The organism is Streptomyces sp. NPDC040545, assembly GCF_055595065.1.
In genome coordinates this window covers 355,356-375,729 of the sequence record NZ_JBVIWA010000004.1, presented here as the reverse complement: position 1 = coordinate 375,729, position 20,374 = coordinate 355,356, and the positions used below count along the sequence as shown (strand labels likewise).

The following is a 20,374-nucleotide window of genomic DNA, read 5'->3' as shown; positions in this document are numbered from 1 at the left end:
CGGAAGGCAATAGGGTGGGCCAGGACCGCTCACCCTTTACCGCGCCGAGGAGCCATCAGCCGTGTCGGACACTTCCCGCCCCCGTGCCTCCCTCCGCACCGCCGTGGTGTGGGAGGTCCTCAAGGAGGCGCTCGACCGCCGGGTGAAGGCGACCGGGCGGGATGTGCTGGACGTGCTCGACACCGGTGGCGGCACCGGCAAGTTCGCCGTGCCGGTGGCCCGTCTGGGCCACCGGGTCACCGTGGTCGACCCCAGCCCGAACGCGCTGTTCGGGCTGGAGCGCCGGGTGGCCGAGGCCGGTGTCGCCGATCTGGTGCGCGGCGTCCAGGGCGACGCCCAGGGCCTGTTGGACGTCGTCGAGCAGGACGCCTACGACGTGGTGCTCTGCCACGGCGTGCTGGAGTACGTGGACGACCCCGCGGAGGGCGTGGCCAACACGGTGGCCGCGCTGCGGGCCGGCGGCACGCTCAGCCTGCTGGCCGCCGGCCTCGGCGGGGCCGTGCTGGCCCGCGCCCTGGCCGGGCACTTCACGGAGGCCCGTACCGCCCTCACCGACCCGGCCGGCCGCTGGGGCTCCGGCGACCCGGTACCGCGCCGCTTCACCGCCGAGCAGCTCTCCGAGCTGGTCGGCGGCGCCGGCCTCGCGGTCGGGGCGGTGCACGGCGTGCGGATCTTCGCCGACCTCGTGCCCGGGGTCCTGGTGGACACCGAGCCCGGCGCCGTGGAGGCGCTGCTGCGCCTGGAGGAGGCCGCCGCCGAGCTGCCCGCCTTCCACGCGGTCGCCACCCAGCTGCACGTCCTGGGTGAGAAGCAAGCCTGAACTGCGACCTTCCTCGCGCGGAGTCGGCCACACACCCTCCGATCCGCCGGTCGGCCCCGTATGATCAGGTGCAAGACCGGCATGGTGGACGGACCATTGGGGAATAAGCGCCTCAGTGACCGCCCCCGCGGCGGTACGGTTTTCACGCAGCGCTTTCACCGGCTGCGTCATTTCTGGGCCGCGCCCATTTGGAACGCGGCGTAGAGGGCGGGTGTCACGGGGGCGATTCCCCGCCTATCCTGAAGGGGACCCCTGGTCGCTACCCCCCGCGACCGACGGATGAGGAGGACTCCCGTGCCGCTCTCGGAGCACGAGCAGCGAATGCTCGAGCAGATGGAGCGAGCGCTGTACGCCGAAGATCCCAAGTTCGCGACAGCGCTTGAGGGAAGCGGACTGCGTACGTACACCCGGCGACGGGTCTACCAGGCAGTCGCAGGCATTGTGGTGGGTATCGCGCTCCTCATGACCGGTGTGATCATTCCGAACGTGCTCTGGATCAGCGTGGTGGGTTTCCTCGTCATGCTGGGATGTACGGTCCTGGTGGTCACCGGTTGGCGCAAGGCACCCAAGCCTGGCGAGCAGCCCGTCTCCGGAAGTACTGGCGGTCCGGCCCGTGGCCGGAACCGGCAGCGTCGGTCGATGATGACCCGTATCGAGGAACGGTGGCAGCGCCGCCGTGACGAGCAGGGGCACTAGCTCCGCACAACGTGGGTGAGGGGATGGCCGCCGTGCGGCCGTCCCCTCACTTTTCTGTGTTCCCGTACGGCATGATGATCCGATGAGTGTGCTCCCCCTGGTCTTCACCAGCGGCTGGGCCAGTGGGATCAACGCTTACGCCGTGGTCCTCCTGCTCGGCATCTTCGGCCGCACCGGCCTCACCGACGACGTCCCCGCCTCCCTGCAGCGCACGGACGTGCTGATCGTCGCGGCGGTGCTGTTCCTGTGCGAGGCGATCGCCGACAAGGTCCCGTACATGGACTCGATATGGGACACCGCCCACACGGTGATCCGGCCGGCGTCCGGTGCGGTGATCGGTGCGCTGCTGGCCGGGCAGACCGGCTCGCTCCCCGAGATCACCGCGGCCGCGGTCGGCGGCTCCACAGCGCTGGCCAGTCATTTCGTCAAGGCGGGCACCCGGATGGCGATCAACACCTCGCCCGAGCCCTTCACCAATGTGGGGATGAGCATCGCCGAGGACCTCGGCGTGGCCGGGCTCGTCACCTTCGCGATGTTCAATCCCGAGGCCGCCGCGATCATCGCGGCCGTGCTGCTGGCCATCGGGCTGGCCATACTGTTCTTCCTCTGGAGCCGGATCCGCCGCTTCCTGCGCCGCCGCGCCCAGCGCCGCGAGGAGAAGCGGATGGCCGCCGGGGCCCGCGCGACCACCGGGGCCCCACCCCGCTGACCACAGGGTCACCACGGGGGCCGGCACGGGGGTCGATAGGCTCGGCCGCATGGCACGAATTGCGGTGATCGGCGCCGGCATGGGCGCGATGGCTACGGCGGCCCGGCTGGCCGTGGCGGGGCACCAGGTGACGGTGTACGAACGCGGGACGACCTACGGCGGAGCCGTGGGCCGCTACGAGCGCGAGGGCTTCGCCTTCGACACCGGGCCCGGCCTGCTGCACCTGCCGGCCGTCTACCGCGATCTCTTCGTGAAGACCGGCAAGCGGCCGCTGGAGACCTGCGTCGACATGGTCCAGGTGGACCCGGCCGTCCGGCACGTCCTCCCCCACCACGGCATCGACATCGCCCTCCCCGGCGCCTCCCACGGCGGTGTCGCCGCCGCCCTGGAATCCGCCTTCGGCCCGGGCGCGGGCGAGCGCTGGAACGCCGCCCTGGGCCGCGCCCGCGACGCCTGGGACGCCACCCGGCGCCCGCTGCTGGAGGAGCCGCTGCGGCCCGCCGCCCGGCAGAGCCTGGGCGGCGACCCCTACCCGGCCGTGCGCCGGAGCGGCCTCCTGCGCCGCCGTACGCCGACCCTCGCCGAGGTGGCCGACCGGGAGCTGGGCGGCGCCCTCGCGGAGCTGCTGACCGGCCTGGTGCGGGGGTACGGGATCGACCCCGCCACCGCACCGGCCTCGGCGGCCGTGCTCCCGTACATGGAACAGACCTTCGGCAGCTGGTACGTGCGCGGCGGGATGCGGGCCCTGGCGACCGCCGTGTACGAGCGCTGCCTGGAGCGCAAGGTCGCCTTCGTCTTCGGGGCGGAGGTCCGGGAGGTCCTGGTCACGGGCGGCCGGGCGGCCGGTCTGCGGCTGGCCGACGGCACCGAGGCGGCCGCCGACACCGTCGTGTGCGGGATCGACCCCCGGCAGCTGCCGGCCGGTTCCCTGCCGTGGCCGCCGGACGCGGTCCCTGCCCGCGGGGAGGGCGTACCGGGGCGGATCACGCTCCTGCTCGCGCTGCGCGGCCCCCGCCCTGTCACCGCCGTACACCGCACCCTGGTGCACGCCTCCGGGGCGCAGGTCACCGTCATGCGCCCGGACGATCCGGCCACCCGGCCCGACGAGGAGCACGAGGCGGTCACCGTGAGCGCCGTGCCCGGGCCCGGGACCTCGGACCCCGCCGAGCTGCTGAACCTCGCCGAGAAGGCCGTACAGGGGCTGCGGGAGAGGCTGTTGTGGCACGAGGTGCGCACCCCGGCCGACATCGAGGCGGCGACCGGTGCGCTGGGCGGCGCGGTGCCCCCGCCCGCCCTCGCGGGGGCCGGGGGCCGGCTGCTCCAGCCGGCCAACACCACGGCCGTGCCCGGGCTCTACCTGGCGGGCGGCTGGGCCCACCCCGGCGGCGGGCTGGCGCACGCCGGGATGACCGGGGCCCTGGTGGCCGGACTGATCGTGGAGGGCGCGGAGTTCCGCGGCTCGCAGTGAGCCGTCAGTAGCGGTACTGCTCGTACCCGCCCTGCTGGGGGTACGGGTACTGCTGCTGCTCGCCCTGGTCCTCCATCGGGTAGGCCTGGCCGGCCCCGTCGGTGGACCGCTGCTGCGGGACCCAGACGCCGCCGGGCGGGGTGTCCGTGGAGTACTGCTGCTGTCCGTAGTCGGCGTACGGGGTGTAGTCGTACGGCTGGGGCGGGACGACGCCGCCGCCGGTGCCGATGTACGGGTCCGAGTAGGCGGCGTAGACCTGCTGCTGATCGCCCGTCGGGTAGCCGCCCGAGTAGTCGTAGCCGCCCTGGTTCTGCTGGTCGTAGTACGCCGCGTACTGGTGGGCGTCCTGCTCGGCCGTGGTGAACGGCGAGGCGAAGGCCGCCGTCCGTTCGGCCTCGGGCGCGAGACTCTGTATCCCGTAGGACCCGGTGTCCTCGGGCACCGGCTCCGGGCTGTAGACCACCGGGGGCGCCTCGCGGAACGAGCGCTCCTGCGCGGCCCCGTCCCCGGCGCCGTCGGTGCCGGCGTCTGCGTCTGCGTCCTCGTACTGCAGCGCGGTGACCTGGAGGGCCGGCTCCTGCTTGGTGCCCGCGGCCCGGCGGCGGCGCGTCTGCCGTACGGGCTTCCCGCCGCGGCGCAGCGCCCAGCCGGCGACGAAGCCCTTGCGGAAGGACAGCGTCACCAGGGTCTGGCCCACGGCGAACGCGAGCGCGCCGGCGCCGATGACCGGCACCGACGGCAGTATCACCCCGGCGACCACGCCGAGGAAGCCGGCGAAGGCGAGCAGGCGCCAGCGGAGCCGGGCCTTGTACTGCATCAGGACCTCGGCAAGCAGCCACAGCGCGACGAAACCGAACGCGATGTAGAGGACCGTCATTCCCATGCATGGCCCCTCTCGGTACGGCCGCCGGCGCGGGAACGGGGGGCGGCCGCTCAGGCCCGCTGGTGCAGGCCCAGGTTCTCGTAGATTTCGAGAGTCGCCGTGGAATTGTTGAGCGTGATGAAGTGCAGCCCCGGGACACCCTCGGACAGCAGTCGCGCGCAGAACTCCGTGGCGAACTCGATGCCAATGGAGCGTACAGCGGCCGGGTCGTCCTTGACGGCGAGCATGCGCTCTTTCACGTCCGCGGGGAAGACCGCGTTGCTGAGCTGGGGCAGTCGGTCGAGCTGCTTGATACCCACAACAGGCATGACCTCGGGGATGATCGGGGTCTCGCAGCCCGCCTTCTCGACGCTGTCGCGCAGCCGCAGATAATTCTCCGGATCGAAGAACATCTGGGTGATCGCATAGTCGGCACCGGCATGGCACTTGTCCACGAAGTGCCGGATGTCCGTGTCCCAGTCCGTCGAGCGCGGGTGCATCTCGGGGAAGGCGGCGACGCCGACGCAGAAGTCGCCGGACTCCTTGACCAGCCGGACCAGGTCGGCGGCGTAGTGCACGCCCTCGGGGTGCGCCAGCCACTCGCCCATCGGGTCGCCCGGCGGGTCTCCGCGCACGACGAGCATGTTCCGGATCCCGGCGTCCGCGAACTGCCCGATGACATTGCGCAGCTCGGCGACCGAGTGGTCCACGGCGGTGAGGTGCGCGACGGGGGTGAGGGTGGTGTCCGCGGCGATTTCCTGGGTGGCCTTGACGGTGCCGCCGCGGGTGGAGCCGCCGGCTCCGTAGGTCACGGAGACAAAGCTGGGGGATACCGCCTCGACCCGGCGCAGGGCGTTCCAGAGGTTGCGTTCGCCCTTCTCCGTCTTCGGAGCCCAGAACTCGAAGGAGTACGAGCGCCCGGACGCAAGGAGGTCGCGGACCGTGTGTGCACGATCCGACCAGGTGGAAGCGGTACCAGAGGCCATGTGGGCAGGTTAGACGCGGCCCGGCGGACACCGAAGCCTTGTCCGCCTTTTGGACACGTTTTTGGACACTTGGAGGGCCCGCTCTGGCCGGAAGGCGTCCGTACGGGGTAACGCGACCGCCCGTCGGCCGGCCGGTCGGACGCGACTCAGCCGAGGCGGGCCCGGACCCGCTTGGCGAGTTCCGCGGCGGCCGCGCCCGGGTCGGTGGCTTCGGTCAGGGCGCGGACGACCACGATGCGGGTGGCGCCGGCGTCCAGCACCTGGTCCAGGTTCGAGCCGTCGATGCCGCCGATGGCGAACCAGGGACGGTCCTGCTCCAGGGAGGCCGCGTACCGGACCAGGTCCAGGCCCGGGGCGTGGCGGCCGGGCTTGGTGGGGGTGGGCCAGCAGGGGCCGGTGCAGAAGTAGTCCACGCCGGCTTCGGCGACGGCCGCGTCGACCTCGCCCTCGGCGTGGCAGGACCGGCCGATCAGCACCTGCTCGCCGAGGACGGCGCGGGCCGCGGGGACGGGGATGTCGCCCTGGCCGAGGTGCAGGACGTCGGAGCCGATGGCGTGGGCGACGTCGGCGCGGTCGTTCACGGCCAGGAGCTTGCCGTGGCGGCGGGCGGCCTCGGCGAAGACCTGGAGGTGTTCGAGCTCCTCGCCCGCCTCCATGCCCTTGTCGCGGAGCTGGACGATGTCCACGCCCGAGGACAGGACGGCGTCGAGGAATGCCGGGAGGTCACCCTGGCGCTTGCGGGCGTCCGTGCAGAGGTAGAGCCGGGCGTCGGACAGCTGCATGGGTGTACCCCCCGTGATGGATGCGGTGTACGGGCCGCGGCCCGTACACCGCTGTGGAGCGAAGGCGATCAGGTCACAGGGCGAGCGCCTGAGCGCGGCGCTTCACCTCCGTGCCGCGATTCTCGCTCAGCGCCTGCACGGGGGTGCCGGGCAGGGTCGGATCCTCGGTGAAGAGCCATTCGAGGATCTCCTCCTCGGTGAAACGGTCGTCGCGCAGCACGGTCAGCAGGCCGACGAGGCCCTTGACGACCTTGTCGCCGTCGATGAAGGGGGCCGGAACCTGCAGGGAGCGGTTCTCGCCCCGGCGGACGGCGATGAGCTGCCCTTCCTTGACCATCTGGCGGACCCGGGTCACCTCGATGTTCAGCATCTCCGCGATGTCGGGGAGGTACAGCCACGAGGGGACAAGGGCATCGATCTTTGCGTCAATCTCGGTCACAGGCACAAGCCTGCCATCTCGGCTCCGCCGCCGGTACCTGAGCAGCCCCGTCCGGGTCGCGGTCCGTGCCGGGGATCCGCCCCGGACCGCGCCTCAGGGGCCGAAAGCCGGCCTCGCCGGCGTTCGAGGCGCGGGGTCCGGGCGGAGCCCCGGCGGCCGTCAGGCCGTGGCCGACTTGAGGGGGACCGCGGGGTCGGAGACCTTGGCGGGGTCGACGGGCACCCCCGTCTCGATCAGGCGGCGGCCCTGCGCCAGGTCACGGGGGCGGCCCACGGCCAGAACGGCGACGAGCGCGCCGTCCTTCAGCCAGCACACCGACCAGGCGGGACCGGCCGGGTCACCGCGCAGGAGCAGGGTGTCGGCCCCGCCGTGGTGTCCGGCGTACTGGACGAAGCGCCCGAACTGCTCCGACCAGAAGTACGGCACCGGGTCGTAGACCTGGGCCGGCTCCCCGGCCAGGATGTTCGCCGCGACCGTCCGCGGCCCCTGGAGCGCGTTGTCCCAGTGGTGCACGAGCAGCCGCGTCCCGTACCGCCCGGACGGGAAGGAGGCGCAGTCGCCGACCGCGTACACCCCGGGCAGCGAGGTCCGCAGGTACGCGTCCGCGGTGACCGAGCCGTCGGGGCCGCGCTCCACGCCGGTCCCGTCCAGCCATGCGGTGGCGGGGCGCGCGCCGATGCCCACCACCACCGCGCCGGCGGGCAGGGTCCGCCCGTCCGCCAGCAGGACCCGCCCCTCCTCGACCCCGGCGACCTTCGCCCCGGTGATCAGCTCCGCGCCCGCCTCCTGGTACCAGCGCGCCATCGGCTCGGTGACCTCGGCGGGCAGCGCCCCCGCCAGCACCCGGTCCGCGGCCTCGACCACGGTGACCTCGCAGCCCGCCTCCCGGGCGGCGGTGGCGAACTCGGCGCCGATCCAGCCCGCGCCGACGACCACGGCCCGGGGCGACGCGGCCAGCACCGGGCGCAGCCGGGCCGCGTCGTCCAGGGTGCGCAGCAGGTGGACGCCGGGGACGCCCTCGGTCCCGGGGAGGGTCAGCGGCTGCGCGCCGGTCGCCAGTACGAGGATCCCGTACGGGACCGGTCCGGCCTCGGTGTCCAGCTCGTGGACTGCGGCGCGCAGTCCGGTGACCTCGATGCCGAGCCTGAGGTCGATGTCGAGGCCTTCAAAGTCCACGTCGAAGGCGGAGTCCTCGGCCTTGCCGAGGAGTACCGCCTTGGACAGCGGGGGCCGGTCGTAGGGCTGGTGGGGTTCGGCTCCCAGCAGGGTCACGGGGCCGGTGTAGCCCTGTTCGCGCAGGGCGACCGCGGTCTGCACCCCGGCCATTCCGGCGCCGACGATCACGACGCCGTGCTGATTCTGTTCCGTCTGCTCGCTCACGCCGCCACCCTAATCACCTGACGCTCCGTCAGGAATAGGTGTCGCCTTACCCGCCGTCCACCGCCGGGTTAGTCTGGCCACCGTACCTATCGCGGGAGTCCGGCGCACCGGGCTGAGAGGGAGGCTGGCCGGCCTCCGACCGTACGAACCTGATCCGGGTCATGCCGGCGAAGGGAGGGGCTGGACGCCCATGCACTCATCCCGAACATCTCGGAAGGGATCCGACGTCCTCGTCATCGGGGGCGGAATCATCGGCCTGGTCACCGCCTGGCGGGCCGCCGCGCGCGGCCTGGGCACCGTACTCGCCGACCCGGCACCCGGCGGCGGCGCCGCACAGGTCGCGGCCGGCATGCTCGCCCCCGTCACCGAACTGCACTACGGCGAGGAAGCCCTGCTGGGCCTCGGCCTCGCCTCCGCCGCACGCTATCCGCAGTTCGCCGCCGAGCTCGCCGAAGCCAGCGGCGGCCTGGACATCGGCTACCGCGCCTGCGGCACCCTCGCCGTCGCCCTCGACTCCGACGACCGCCTCCACCTGCGCGAACTGCACGCCCTGCAGCGCCGCTGCGGCCTGGAGTCCGAGTGGCTCACCGGCCGCGAGTGCCGCCGCCTGGAACCCATGCTCGCCCCGGGCGTACGCGGCGGCCTGCGCGTCGACGGCGACCACCAGGTCGATCCCCGCCGGCTCGCGGCCGCCCTGCTGGCCGCCTGCGAACGCGCCGGCGTGACCATCCACCGGACCGGCGCGGAGCGGCTGCTCACCACCGCCGACCGGGCGACCGGCGCCCTCCTCGACGACGGCACGGAACTGCTCGCCGACCAGGTGGTCCTCGCCGCGGGCTCGTTCACCGGCCGGCTGGCGGGCGTACCGCCGGAGGTCGTGGCCCCCGTGCGGCCGGTCAAGGGACAGGTCCTGCGGCTCACGGTCCCGGCGGCGTACGCGCCGTTCCTGTCGCGGACCGTACGGGCCGTCGTACGCGGCAGCCACGTCTACCTGGTGCCGCGGAAGAACGGCGAACTCGTCGTCGGCGCCACCAGCGAGGAACTCGGCTGGGACACCACCGTCACCGCGGGCGGAGTCTACGAACTCCTGCGCGACGCCCACGAACTGGCCCCCGGCATCACCGAACTCCCGCTCACCGAGACCCGGGCGGGACTGCGCCCCGGATCCCCCGACAACGCCCCGCTGCTCGGCCCGACCGACCTGCCGGGCCTGCACCTGGCCACCGGGCACTACCGCAACGGGGTGCTGCTGACCCCGCTCACCGGCGAAGTCCTCGCCGAGCTGCTGGCCACCGGCGAACTGCCGGAGATCGCGCGCCCCTTCACCCCCCGCCGGTTCTCCGCCGCACGTCAGGAGTCGTACGCATGACCATCTCCGTCAACGGCGAGCCGCGCGAGGTCGCGGCCGGCGCCACCCTCGACACGGTGGTCGCCACCCTGACCACCGCCCCCTCCGGCGTCGCCGCCGCACTCAACGAGACCGTGGTCCCGCGCGGGCAGTGGCCGGCCACCGTCGTGGGCGACGGCGACCGGGTAGAGATCCTCACCGCGGTACAGGGGGGCTGAGCGGCATGGCGGACGACCTCTTCACCCTCGGCGGGCGGACCTTCACCTCCCGCCTGATCATGGGCACGGGCGGGGCCCCGAGCCTGGACGTCCTGGAACGCGCCCTTGTCGCGTCCGGTACCGAACTCACCACGGTCGCGATGCGGCGGCTGGACCCCACGGTCCAGGGCTCCGTCCTGTCCGTGCTGACCAAGCTCGGCATCTCGGTCCTCCCCAACACGGCGGGCTGCTTCACGGCGGGCGAGGCCGTCCTCACGGCCCGGCTGGCCCGGGAGGCGCTCGGCACGGACTGGATCAAGCTGGAGGTGGTCGCGGACGAACGGACCCTCCTGCCGGACGGCGTCGAGCTGCTGGACGCCGCCGAGATCCTGGTGGACGAGGGCTTCACGGTCCTCCCGTACACCAACGACGACCCGGTGCTCGCACGCAAGCTGGAGGACGTGGGCTGCGCGGCGATCATGCCGCTCGGGTCCCCCATCGGATCCGGCATGGGCATCCGCAACCCGCACAACTTCGAGCTGATCACGGAGCGCGCGTCCGTCCCGGTCATCCTGGACGCGGGCGCGGGCACGGCGTCGGACGCGGCCCTGGCGATGGAACTGGGCTGCGCGGCGGTGATGCTGGCCTCGGCGGTGACCCGCGCACAGGAGCCGGTCCTCATGGCGTCGGCCATGCGCGACGCCGTCTCGGCGGGCCGCCTCGCCTTCCGCGCGGGCCGCATCCCCCAACGCCGCTTCGCCGAGGCCTCCTCCCCCACGGAAGGCCGCGCCACCCTGGACCCGGAGCGGCCGGCGTTCTGAGGCGGGGCGGGGCGGGGCTTCGGGGGGCGGGAGCCGACCGGGCGGAGCCGGATGACGAAGGGGCGGCTCCGGCAGGCGGGAGCCACATGGTCGGAATCAGACATACATATGGGGGTAATTTGCCCCAATTGCCCCTATCTGCACCTCGCCTTGTGGTGTCGGTCCCGCGTTGACCCGTATCCACGACGGCATAGCGGAGGAATCAGCCGGCACCCCGTCGCGACGGCCCCGGCCGGCCGTCGGACGCGTGACCGAGAAGCGCCGGCGGGTCGTGGGCGGCCGATGTCCAGCCCAGGACGGCCTGTGGACGCTGAGAGATGAGGAGCGCGTAGCGATCGGACGCGCCTCCCCCGACACGGCAGGGCGGCTGTGATCGGCCCCGCCTCCTGTTCGTCCCCCACGCCCGACCCACCCGAAGGTCTCTGGTGTGCCCGTCCCTGGAAAGGATCGCCCGGCTCGTTCCTTTGGGGGTTTCCCGGCGGTCTTCGTGTGTCCGGGGCGGGACGGTCGGTCAAGGGTGGAGCGCAGCGACATCGCGAAGCGACGCGACCGGAGGGAGCGCCCTTGAGGGACCGGCCCGACACGGAGAGACGATGAGACTGACGGGAAACCCCCATACGCCTCTCTGATTCCGATCAAGTGGCTCCCGCCCACCCACGCCCCCGACCCCCACCCCCGCCCCACGTCACAGCTGCGCTGCAAGGCGACCCGCCCAGGACGGTCGCCGCGTGGCGGCTCGTAGAATCGCCGGGTGGATACGACCCTGGATGACCCCCTCGTCGGGCGCGTGCTCGACGGCCGCTACCGCATCGACGCCCGCATCGCGGCCGGCGGCATGGCCACGGTCTACCGGGCCCTCGACACCCGCCTCGACCGCGTGCTCGCGCTGAAGGTGATGCACCCGGCCCTCGCCGCCGACGCCGCCTTCGTCGACCGGTTCATCCGCGAGGCGAAGTCCGTCGCCCGGCTCGCGCACCCGAACGTGGTCGCCGTCTTCGACCAGGGCACGGACGGGCCGTACGTGTACCTGGCCATGGAGTACGTCTCCGGCTGCACCCTGCGCGACGTGCTCCGCGAGCGCGGCGCGCTCCAGCCCCGGGCCGCCCTCGACATCCTCGAACCGGTCCTCGCCGCCCTCGGCGCCGCCCACCGGGCCGGCTTCGTCCACCGCGACATGAAGCCCGAGAACGTCCTGATCGGGGACGACGGCCGGGTGAAGGTCGCGGACTTCGGGCTGGTGCGGTCGGTCGACTCGGTGACCAACACCACCGGCTCCGTCCTCGGCACCGTCTCCTACCTAGCCCCCGAGCAGATCGAGAACGGCATCGCCGACACCCGCGTGGACGTCTACGCCTGCGGTGTCGTCCTCTACGAGATGCTCACCGGCTCCAAGCCCCACCTCGGCGGCACCGCCGCGCAGGTGCTCTACCAGCACCTGCACGAGGACGTCCCGCCCCCGTCCGCCGTGGTCCCGGGGCTCGCCGTCGGGCTCGACGAGCTGGTAGCGCAGGCCGCCGCCCGCAATCCAGACCTGCGTCCCTACGACGCGGCCGCGCTGCTCGGCCTCACCCGCGAGGCCCGCGCGCGGCTCAGCGACGCCGAGCTGGACGCCCTGCCCCCGCAGGCGCGCGCCGAGGAGCGCTCGTCCGCCGAGGACCGCACGGGTGTGATCCCGCGTCCGGTGTCCGCGCAGCAGCCCGTGCAGCACACCTCCCGTCTGGAGATGCCCCCGGCGCCGCCCGTGCCGCCCGCGCACCGGCCGGTGGCCTCCGCGCGGCGGCCCCGTCGCGGGGTGCTGCTCGTCATCGCGGGCGTGCTGCTCGCGCTGGGGCTCGGGGTCGGCGTCTGGTACATCAACTCCGGGCAGTTCACGAAGGTCCCCAACCTGCTCGGCAAGACCGAGGAGCAGGCCCGCTCCCAGCTGTCCGCGGCCGGGCTCGGGGTGAAGGGGGTGAACCGGAAGTTCAGCGAAGCCTTCGAACGCGGGACGGTGATGAACACCGATCCCGCGGGCGGCCGGCGGATCCGCGGCAACGACGCGGTGACCATCACCATCTCCCGCGGCCCCGAGGTCGTGGCCGTGCCCAACCTGAAGGGCCGGCCCCTGGAGGAGGCCACCGCCGAGCTGACGCAGTCCGGGCTGGCGCCCGGCATGGTGACGCAGGCCTTCAGTCAGGACATCGCGCAGGGTTCGGTGATCAGCACCAATCCGGCGGGCGGCGAGAAGCGGGCGCCGGACACGGCGGTCTCGCTCGTCGTCAGCAAGGGCCGCCCGGTACCGGTCCCGAGCGTGACCGGGATCCCCGCCGACCAGGCGAAGGCGGCCCTGGAGGCCGTGGGCCTCAAGGTCGTGATGGCTCCCGAGCAGGTCAACGCCCCGTTCGCGGCCGGTACGGTCGCCAACCAGTCGGTCGGCGCCGGCACCCAGGCCGCGGCCGGGGACACGGTCACGCTGACCGTGTCCAAGGGCCCCCGGCTGATCCCGGTCCCGAACGTGACCGGTCAGGACGTGGACGCGGCCCGCAAGGCGCTGGAGGCGGCCGGCTTCAAGGTGAAGGTGGACCGGCCGCTGATCTCCTTCAGCAACACGGTCGACACCCAGTCGGTGCCGGCCGGGCAGAACGCCCCCGAGGGCAGCACGATCACCATCAAGACCAAGGGGCTGTGAGCCGTGGTGATGCGCAATCCAGTGGGCGGGCACGTCCCCGTCGCCGGGGGGCTCGCCTCGGTCGGCCTGACCTACGCCCGGGAGATGGGGGCGGAGGCCGTCCAGGTCTTCGTCGCCAATCCGCGCGGCTGGGCCACCCCGGTCGGCAATCCGGCGCAGGACGAACGGTTCCGGGCGGAGTGCGCGGCCGAGTCGATCCCGGCGTACGTGCACGCCCCGTATCTGATCAATTTCGGCTCGCACACCGAGGCGACCGTGGAGAAGTCGGTGGAGTCGCTGCGCCATTCGCTGCGCCGCGGCCGGGAGATCGGCGCGCTCGGGGTGGTCGTGCACACCGGTTCGGCGACCGGTGGCCGCCCGCGGGAGGCGGCGTACGCGCAGGTCAGGGAGCACATGCTGCCGTTGCTGGACGAGCTGACGCATGACGACGACCCGTTCCTGCTGCTGGAGTCCACGGCCGGGCAGGGCTCCTCGCTGTGCTCGCGCACGTGGGACTTCGGGCCGTACTTCGAGGCGCTCGACCACCATCCGAAGCTGGGGATCTGCCTGGACACCTGCCACATCTTCGCGGCCGGTCACGATCTGGCGGAGCCGGGCGGGACGAAGGTGATGCTGGACCTGCTGGTGGACACGGTGGGCGAGGGCCGGCTGAAGCTGGTTCACGCGAACGATTCCAAGGAGGGCGTCGGCGCCCACAAGGACCGGCACGCCAACATCGGCCAGGGCCACATCGGCCGGGACGCCTTCGCGGAGCTGTTCACGCACCCCGCGATGGACGGCGTGCCGCTGATCACCGAGACGCCCGGCGGCAAGGAAGGGCACGCGGCGGACGTCGCGCTGCTGAAGGAGCTGCGCGGCCCGCAGTGATCCACCGATCCCTTGAGGAATACCCCAGGGGGGTATACGGTTCCGTCATATCGACGGGACCGCTACCCGGCGTACCCACGAGGGGGTTGTCATGGAGCACGCGCATGAGGGGCACGAGGGGCACCACGGCCACGGGCCCGCGCACGAGCACCACGCACACACACACGCGCACGGCGCCGGTGGCCCGGTCAGCTGGGGCACGGCCGCCCGGGCCACCCTCCACTGCCTCACCGGATGCGCCATCGGCGAAGTGCTCGGCATGATCATCGGTACCGCGCTGGGCTGGGGGAACGTCCCGACGATGATCCTGGCGATCGTCCTCGCGTTCTTCTTCGGCTACGCGCTCACCCTGCGCGGGGTCCTCGCCGCAGGCGTCGACCTGCGTACGGCCGTCCGGGTGGCGCTGGCCGCGGACACCCTTTCGATCGCCGTCATGGAGCTGATCGACAACGGGGTGATCGCCCTGTGGCCCGGCGCGATGGACGCGCACCTGTCGGAGCCGCTGTTCTGGATCGTCCTGGCGATCGCGCTGGCGGCCGCCTTCGTGATCACGACCCCGGTCAACAAGTGGATGATCGGCCGCGGCAGGGGCCACGCGGTCGTGCACCGGTACCACCACTGAGCGAGCACCACCGAGCGGCGGGGCGCCCCTACAGTTCGGGGCCCTCCCCGGGCTCCTCCTGGTAGGAGTAGCGCTGCTCGCGCCACGGGTCGCCGATGTTGTGGTAGCCGCGCTCCTCCCAGAAGCCGCGGCGGTCGGCGGTCATGTACTCGATGCCGCGGACCCACTTGGGGCCCTTCCAGGCGTACAGGTGCGGGACCACCAGCCGTACCGGGAAACCGTGCTCGGCGGTGAGCAGTTCACCGCCCTCGTGGGTGGCGAAGACGGTCCGGTCGGAGGCGAAATCGGCCAGGCGCAGGTTGGAGCTGAAGCCGTACTCGGCCCACACCATCACGTGCGTGACCTGGGGGGCGGGGGGAGCCAGGGCGAGGACCTCGCGGGCGAGCACGCCGCCCCATTCGGCGCCCTGCATGCTGAACTTCGTGACGCAGTGCAGATCGGCCACGACGGAGTCGAACGGCAGGGCCGTGAACTCCTCGTGGTTCCAGCAGTGCTTGCCCCCGTCGGCCGTCGCGCCGAAGACGCGGAACTCCCAGCGGTCCGGCTTGAACTTGGGTACGGGCCCGTAGTGGGTGACCGGCCAGCCCCTCTGAAGCCGCTGCCCCGGTGGAAGCTCCAGCTGCTCTGCTCCCGGAGATTCCCGGCTTTCCGGCTGACCCATGACTCCATGGTGACAGACTGGGCAGGGTGGTCATGACCAGGTCTCGGCCGATTCGGGCAAGTCGCAGTAACTCCCACTAAGGAGGCACTTACTGGACGGCCTCCAGCGGCGGTGCGAGGATGCGCGCAACTGCCCCGTCACATAGCTGACATTGCCTGGAAGGAGCCTCTGCGATGCAGGGCGACCCCGAGGTCCTTGAGTTTCTGAACGAGCAGCTGACCGGCGAGCTGACGGCCATCAACCAGTACTGGCTGCACTACCGCATCCAGGACAACAAGGGCTGGACCAAGCTCGCCAAGTACACGCGTGAAGAGTCCATCGACGAGATGAAGCACGCGGACAAGATCACCGAGCGCATCCTGATGCTCGACGGTCTGCCGAATTACCAGCGCCTCTTCCATGTGCGCGTCGGGCAGACGCTCCCGGAGATGTTCCAGGCGGACCGCCAGGTCGAGGTCGAGGCCATCGACCGGCTCAAGCGGGGCATCGAGGTCATGCGCGGCAAGGGTGACATCACCTCGGCCCGGCTCTTCGAGGAGATCCTGGAGGACGAGGAGCACCACATCGACTACCTCGACACCCAGCTGGAGCTCATCGACTCCCTGGGCGAGCCGCTCTACATCGCGCAGCTGATCGAGCAGCCGAGCTAACCGGCTCTAGGCCGCTTCCGCCAGCTCCGCCGAACGGGCCGTACCCGGCTCCGCGGCGAGCACGGCCGCCGTCCGGCCCTTCTCCAGCAGCTCCCGGCGGGGGCACGCCCCACGGCCGAGGATGCCCTGGATGGTGCGCACGCACGATCCGCAGTCGGTGCCGGCCTTGGTGGCCGAGGCGATCTGGCGCGGGGTGCAGGCCCCGGCAGCCGCGTGCTCCTTGACCTGCTTGTCGGTGACACCGAAGCAAGAACAGACGTACACGCGGTTCACCTCCGAGGGCGGAATGGTTCAGCGGTTCAGCGGTTCGACGAGCCGTCCCCATTTCGGTGAGGCTTACCTAACCGTACCTAAAGTTAGGGTCGCCTAAAAGCCCTGGATATGACAGTGGGGCGCGGATCACATCGATCCGCGCCCCGCTGTCGTACGAAGGTACTGAGTGATCCCTACTGGTCGCGGTACATCTCGGCGACGAGGAACGCCAGGTCGAGGGACTGGCTGCGGTTGAGCCGCGGGTCGCAGGCCGTCTCGTAGCGCTGGTGCAGGTCGTCGACGAAGATCTCGTCGCCGCCGCCCACGCATTCGGTGACATCGTCACCGGTGAGCTCGACGTGGATGCCGCCCGGGTGGGTGCCGAGGGCCTTGTGGACCTCGAAGAAGCCCTTGACCTCGTCGAGCACGTCGTCGAAACGGCGCGTCTTGTGGCCGGAGGCCGCCTCGAAGGTGTTGCCGTGCATCGGGTCGGTGACCCAGGCGACGGTCGCGCCGGAGGCGGTGACCTTCTCGACGAGCTCGGGGAGCTTGTCGCGGACCTTGTCGGCGCCCATGCGGACGACGAAGGTCAGCCGGCCCGGCTCACGCTCGGGGTCCAGGCGGTCGATGTACGTCAGCGCCTCGTCCACCGTGGTGGTGGGGCCGAGCTTGATGCCGATCGGGTTGGCGATCTGCGAGCAGAACTCGATGTGCGCGTGGTCCAGCTGGCGGGTGCGCTCACCGATCCAGACCATGTGGCCGGAGGTGTCGTACAGCTTGCCGGTGCGCGAGTCGGTGCGGGTCAGCGCGCCCTCGTAGTCGAGCAGCAGCGCCTCGTGGGAGGCGTAGAACTCGACGGCCTTGAACTCGGCCGGGTCGGTGCCGCACGCCTTCATGAAGTTCAGCGCGTTGTCGATCTCGCGCGCCAGCTGCTCGTACCGCTGACCGGACGGGCTGGACTTCACGAAGTCCTGGTTCCAGGCGTGCACCTGGCGCAGGTCGGCGTAGCCACCGGTGGTGAAGGCGCGCACCAGGTTGAGCGTCGAGGCGGACGCGTTGTACATGCGCTTCAGCCGCTCGGGGTCCGGGATCCGGGCCTCTTCGGTGAAGGCGAAGCCGTTGACGGAGTCGCCGCGGTAGGTCGGCAGGGTGACGCCGTCGCGGGTCTCGGTGTCCTTGGAGCGCGGCTTGGAGTACTGGCCCGCGATGCGGCCGACCTTGACGACGGGCACGGAGGCGGCGTACGTCAGGACGGCGCTCATCTGGAGCAGCGTCTTCAGCTTGGCGCGGATGTGGTCGGCGGAGACGCCGTCGAAGGCCTCGGCACAGTCGCCGCCCTGGAGCAGGAACGCCTCGCCCTTGGCGACGGCTCCCAGACGGGCACGCAGCTGGTCGCACTCACCCGCGAAAACGAGGGGAGGATACGACTCGAGGTCCGCGACGACAGCGCGCAGAGCCTCGGCATCGGGGTACGAAGGCTGCTGCGCCGCGGGAAGGTCTCGCCAGGTCGCCTTGGCGGCGGGGGCTTGGTGTTCAGCGTTCACGGTCACCTCGTACACATTACGGCGTCACACGCCGCGTTCAGCCCCCCGCCCACAACGTGAGACGAACCAGCTCAAAGGTCGCGAGCGTCCGGCGGAACGGAATCCATGGTTCAGCTCACGCCATGAGACAGATCCTGCCCCGCGGGGGCGGTCTGGGCTAAGGTGCCCACCATGTACGCGCACTCGAACCAGAACTGGTGGTGGCCCGCTCCCGGCGGCCCACTTCTCGCGCGTACCTGAAGACACGCACGACGCGAAGGCCGCCCCGAGGGGCGGCCTTCCGCGTTTTCGACCACGTCGTCGGATCCCAGGGGCCGCTCCTCCCACCGGAAGGACGCTCCGCCCCATGAACCCCAGCCGACCCGGCCGACTGAGCCGACTGCTCGACCCCGCCGGCCCGCCGTTCGCCCTGCTGCGCCGACGGACCCCCGGCCGCGACCACGACACCGTCGAGGTGCTGATCGGGCAGGTGCACGAGGTCGAACACCTCGCCGACCTGCCCGTCGGCGAGCTGCCCGCACTCGCTCTCGTCCCCTTCCGGCAGATCCGGGAGCGCGGTTTCGACGTACGCGACGACGGCACGCCGCTGAGCGTGCTGGTCGCCGGGGAGGCGTACGAGATCCCGCTCGCCGAGGCGCTGGCCGCGCTGCCGAGCCACCCGGTGCGGGTCGACGGCGGCGGCTTCGACGTCCCCGACGAGGAGTACGCGGCCACCGTCCGGCGGGTCATCGAGGACGAGATCGGCCGCGGCGAGGGCGCGAACTTCGTCATCCGGCGCACCTACGGGGGCCGCATCGGCGGCTTCGGCCGGGCCGACGCGCTCGCGCTGTTCCGGCGGCTGCTGGAGGGCGAGCGGGGCGCGTACTGGACGTACGTCGTCCACACCGGGGAGCGGACCCTCGTCGGGGCCAGCCCCGAGGTGCACGTGCGGATGTCCGGGGGGACGGTCGTGATGAACCCGATCAGCGGCACGTACCGCTATCCGGCCGGGGGGCCGACGGCCGACTCCCTCCTCGCCTTCCTCGGCGACCGCAAGGAGACCGAGGAACTGTCGATGGTGGTCGACGAGGAGCTGAAGATGATGTGCACGGTCGGCGACATGGGCGGGGTCGTCGTCGGACCGCGGCTTAAGGAGATGTCCCACCTCGCGCACACCGAGTACGAGCTGCGCGGCCGGTCCTCGCTGGACGTGCGCGAGGTGCTGCGCGAAACCATGTTCGCCGCGACCGTCACCGGATCCCCCGTGCAGAACGCCTGCCGCGTCATCGAGCGCTACGAGGCCGGCGGACGCGGCTACTACGCGGGCGCGCTGGCCCTGCTGGGCCAGGACCCCGCGGGGGCGCAGACCCTCGACTCCCCCATCCTGATCCGCACCGCCGACATCGCGGCGGACGGCACGCTGCGGGTACCGGTGGGCGCCACGCTGGTGCGGCACTCGGATCCGGCGGGCGAGGTGGCGGAGACCCATGCGAAGGCGGCGGGGGTGCTGGCGGCGCTCGGGGTACGGGCGGCCGCGCCGCGCCCGGCCTTCGAGGGGGCCCGGCTGGCGGACGACCCGCGGGTGCGGGCGGCCCTGGCGGCGCGCCGCCAGGACCTGGCACCGTTCTGGCTGCGGATGCAGGAGCGGCCCGCGGCCCCGGCCGGACACGCGCTGGTGGTGGACGGCGAGGACACCTTCACGGCGATGCTGGCACACGTCCTGCGGGTGGCCGGGCTGGAGGTGACCGTACGCCGCTACGACGACCCGGGGCTGCGGGCGGCGGCCCTGGCCTGGGAGGGCCCGATCGTGCTGGGCCCCGGCCCGGGCGATCCGGCCGAGGCCGCGGACCCCAAGATGCGGATGCTGCGCGCGCTGGCGGCCGACCTGCTGGCCGGGCACCGCCACGGCCTGGTCGGGGTCTGCCTGGGCCACGAGCTGCTGGCGGCCGAGCTGGGCCTCCCGCTGGTCCGCAAGGCGGAACCGGCGCAGGGGGCGCAGACCCGGATCGATCTGTTCGGGGCCGAGGAGGTGGTCGGCTTCTACAACACGTACACCGCGCACTGCGACGACGCCCTGGCCGCGCGGCTCGCCGCCGGCGGGGTGGAGGTGGCCCGTGATCCGGCGACGGGCGAGGTCCACGCCCTCCGCTCCGCGGCCGGCTTCGCGGGGGTCCAGTTCCATCCGGAGTCGGTGCTCACCCTGCGCGGCGCGGATGTGCTGCGCGAGCTGCTGACGGGGGACACGGCCGGGGTGCGGGCGGTTTCCTAGGACTCAGGCTTCCCCGCCCGGGGTGGCTCCCGCGCCGGTCGTGGGGGCCGTCCCCGCCGTCCGGCGGGCGAGGACGGAGCGGATTCCCTGCCACGACAGGATCGCCAGCAGCACCGGGGCCGCTACCGCCAGGACAAAGACCGCGCCGAAGGCCAGCCCGAGGGACAGCACCACGCCCGTGGCGTGGTCGGCGGCCTCCAGCCACGGATCCGTCCGCCGGCCGGGCTCGGCCCGGCGCGCCAGCTGCGCGGCGCGGTAGACGTACAGCAGTTGTACGGCGGCGAAGACGAAGAAGATCCACCGGATCCAGTCAGGTATGTGCACGGTGCGAACATAAGCCCGCCCCGGCTCCGC

21 protein-coding genes and 1 riboswitch are annotated in these 20,374 nt (G+C 72.2%); of the genes, 12 read left to right on the top strand and 9 right to left on the bottom strand.

All coding sequences use genetic code 11. The features are described 5' to 3' along the window. Positions 1 to 61: 61 nt before the first annotated feature. The 4 genes from ACZ573_RS12165 (at position 62) to ACZ573_RS12150 (ending at position 3,693) form a co-directional block, all read left to right on the top strand. The gene (locus tag ACZ573_RS12165; RefSeq protein ID WP_189736241.1) at positions 62 to 820 is read left to right on the top strand and encodes a methyltransferase; all 759 of its coding nucleotides are present in this window, start codon (positions 62 to 64) and stop codon (positions 818 to 820) included. A gap of 294 nt (positions 821 to 1,114) precedes the next feature. Further along, a complete protein-coding gene (locus ACZ573_RS12160) occupies positions 1,115 to 1,516 on the top strand; it encodes a DUF3040 domain-containing protein (RefSeq protein ID WP_301371672.1) in 402 nt (133 codons plus the stop codon). Positions 1,517 to 1,598: 82 nt separating this feature from the next. Beyond that, positions 1,599 to 2,225, top strand: coding sequence for a DUF4126 domain-containing protein (locus ACZ573_RS12155; RefSeq protein WP_471302531.1), 627 nt, complete (start codon positions 1,599 to 1,601; stop codon positions 2,223 to 2,225). 49 nt (positions 2,226 to 2,274) lie between these two features. Further along, positions 2,275 to 3,693: a phytoene desaturase family protein gene (locus ACZ573_RS12150; RefSeq protein WP_471302528.1), complete on the top strand. Its 1,419-nt coding sequence runs from the start codon at positions 2,275 to 2,277 to the stop codon at positions 3,691 to 3,693. 4 nt (positions 3,694 to 3,697) lie between these two features. Here ACZ573_RS12150 and ACZ573_RS12145 read toward each other — a convergent pair whose 3' ends face one another. The 5 genes from ACZ573_RS12145 to ACZ573_RS12125 form a co-directional block, all read right to left on the bottom strand. Beyond that, the gene (locus ACZ573_RS12145; protein WP_471302525.1) at positions 3,698 to 4,576 is read right to left on the bottom strand and encodes a hypothetical protein; all 879 of its coding nucleotides are present in this window, start codon (positions 4,574 to 4,576) and stop codon (positions 3,698 to 3,700) included. A 50-nt stretch (positions 4,577 to 4,626) separates the two neighbouring features. Next, entirely contained in the window at positions 4,627 to 5,541 is a 915-nt protein-coding gene (gene metF, locus ACZ573_RS12140; protein WP_471302524.1) for a methylenetetrahydrofolate reductase [NAD(P)H], read from the bottom strand. Between the two features lie 146 nt (positions 5,542 to 5,687). Continuing rightward, positions 5,688 to 6,323 (bottom strand): thiamine phosphate synthase, encoded by a 636-nt coding sequence (gene thiE / locus ACZ573_RS12135; RefSeq protein ID WP_471302521.1) that lies wholly within the window; start codon positions 6,321 to 6,323, stop codon positions 5,688 to 5,690. Positions 6,324 to 6,396: 73 nt separating this feature from the next. Beyond that, complete coding sequence (locus ACZ573_RS12130; RefSeq protein WP_030724382.1) at positions 6,397 to 6,762, bottom strand: Rv2175c family DNA-binding protein; 366 nt, start codon at positions 6,760 to 6,762, stop codon at positions 6,397 to 6,399. A 159-nt stretch (positions 6,763 to 6,921) separates the two neighbouring features. Further along, positions 6,922 to 8,142 (bottom strand): NAD(P)/FAD-dependent oxidoreductase, encoded by a 1,221-nt coding sequence (locus ACZ573_RS12125; RefSeq protein ID WP_471302518.1) that lies wholly within the window; start codon positions 8,140 to 8,142, stop codon positions 6,922 to 6,924. 81 nt (positions 8,143 to 8,223) lie between these two features. Further along, positions 8,224 to 8,335: riboswitch (TPP riboswitch) on the top strand. Here ACZ573_RS12125 and thiO point away from each other — a divergent pair. The 6 genes from thiO (at position 8,333) to ACZ573_RS12095 (ending at position 14,665) form a co-directional block, all read left to right on the top strand. Then, positions 8,333 to 9,511, top strand: coding sequence for a glycine oxidase ThiO (gene thiO, locus ACZ573_RS12120; RefSeq protein ID WP_471302516.1), 1,179 nt, complete (start codon positions 8,333 to 8,335; stop codon positions 9,509 to 9,511). Its footprint overlaps the riboswitch before it by 3 nt. Next, positions 9,508 to 9,708, top strand: a complete 201-nt coding sequence (gene thiS / locus ACZ573_RS12115; protein WP_189963556.1) for a sulfur carrier protein ThiS — start codon at positions 9,508 to 9,510, stop codon at positions 9,706 to 9,708. The genes thiO and thiS overlap by 4 nt, the downstream gene beginning before the upstream one ends. A 5-nt stretch (positions 9,709 to 9,713) precedes the next feature. Beyond that, positions 9,714 to 10,508 (top strand): thiazole synthase, encoded by a 795-nt coding sequence (locus ACZ573_RS12110; RefSeq protein ID WP_314248778.1) that lies wholly within the window; start codon positions 9,714 to 9,716, stop codon positions 10,506 to 10,508. Between the two features lie 751 nt (positions 10,509 to 11,259). Continuing rightward, positions 11,260 to 13,176, top strand: coding sequence for a Stk1 family PASTA domain-containing Ser/Thr kinase (pknB, locus tag ACZ573_RS12105; protein WP_471302512.1), 1,917 nt, complete (start codon positions 11,260 to 11,262; stop codon positions 13,174 to 13,176). Between the two features lie 9 nt (positions 13,177 to 13,185). Next, positions 13,186 to 14,043: a deoxyribonuclease IV gene (locus tag ACZ573_RS12100; RefSeq protein WP_351156243.1), complete on the top strand. Its 858-nt coding sequence runs from the start codon at positions 13,186 to 13,188 to the stop codon at positions 14,041 to 14,043. A 91-nt stretch (positions 14,044 to 14,134) separates the two neighbouring features. After that, positions 14,135 to 14,665, top strand: a complete 531-nt coding sequence (locus tag ACZ573_RS12095) for a DUF4396 domain-containing protein (RefSeq protein WP_471302509.1) — start codon at positions 14,135 to 14,137, stop codon at positions 14,663 to 14,665. Between the two features lie 28 nt (positions 14,666 to 14,693). Here ACZ573_RS12095 and ACZ573_RS12090 read toward each other — a convergent pair whose 3' ends face one another. Then, the gene (locus ACZ573_RS12090) at positions 14,694 to 15,326 is read right to left on the bottom strand and encodes a sulfite oxidase-like oxidoreductase (protein WP_401341892.1); all 633 of its coding nucleotides are present in this window, start codon (positions 15,324 to 15,326) and stop codon (positions 14,694 to 14,696) included. Positions 15,327 to 15,499: 173 nt separating this feature from the next. Here ACZ573_RS12090 and bfr point away from each other — a divergent pair, with 173 nt between their 5' ends. After that, positions 15,500 to 15,976, top strand: a complete 477-nt coding sequence (bfr, locus tag ACZ573_RS12085; RefSeq protein WP_471302506.1) for a bacterioferritin — start codon at positions 15,500 to 15,502, stop codon at positions 15,974 to 15,976. A gap of 6 nt (positions 15,977 to 15,982) precedes the next feature. Here bfr and ACZ573_RS12080 read toward each other — a convergent pair whose 3' ends face one another. Then, positions 15,983 to 16,240, bottom strand: coding sequence for a (2Fe-2S)-binding protein (locus tag ACZ573_RS12080; protein WP_471302503.1), 258 nt, complete (start codon positions 16,238 to 16,240; stop codon positions 15,983 to 15,985). Positions 16,241 to 16,422: 182 nt separating this feature from the next. After that, positions 16,423 to 17,778: a class II 3-deoxy-7-phosphoheptulonate synthase gene (locus ACZ573_RS12075; protein WP_471302499.1), complete on the bottom strand. Its 1,356-nt coding sequence runs from the start codon at positions 17,776 to 17,778 to the stop codon at positions 16,423 to 16,425. A 340-nt stretch (positions 17,779 to 18,118) separates the two neighbouring features. Here ACZ573_RS12075 and ACZ573_RS12070 point away from each other — a divergent pair, with 340 nt between their 5' ends. Beyond that, a complete protein-coding gene (locus ACZ573_RS12070; RefSeq protein ID WP_471302496.1) occupies positions 18,119 to 20,020 on the top strand; it encodes an anthranilate synthase family protein in 1,902 nt (633 codons plus the stop codon). A 3-nt stretch (positions 20,021 to 20,023) separates the two neighbouring features. Here ACZ573_RS12070 and ACZ573_RS12065 read toward each other — a convergent pair whose 3' ends face one another. After that, positions 20,024 to 20,344, bottom strand: a complete 321-nt coding sequence (locus tag ACZ573_RS12065; RefSeq protein WP_471302493.1) for a hypothetical protein — start codon at positions 20,342 to 20,344, stop codon at positions 20,024 to 20,026. Between the last annotated feature and the right edge of the window lie 30 nt (positions 20,345 to 20,374).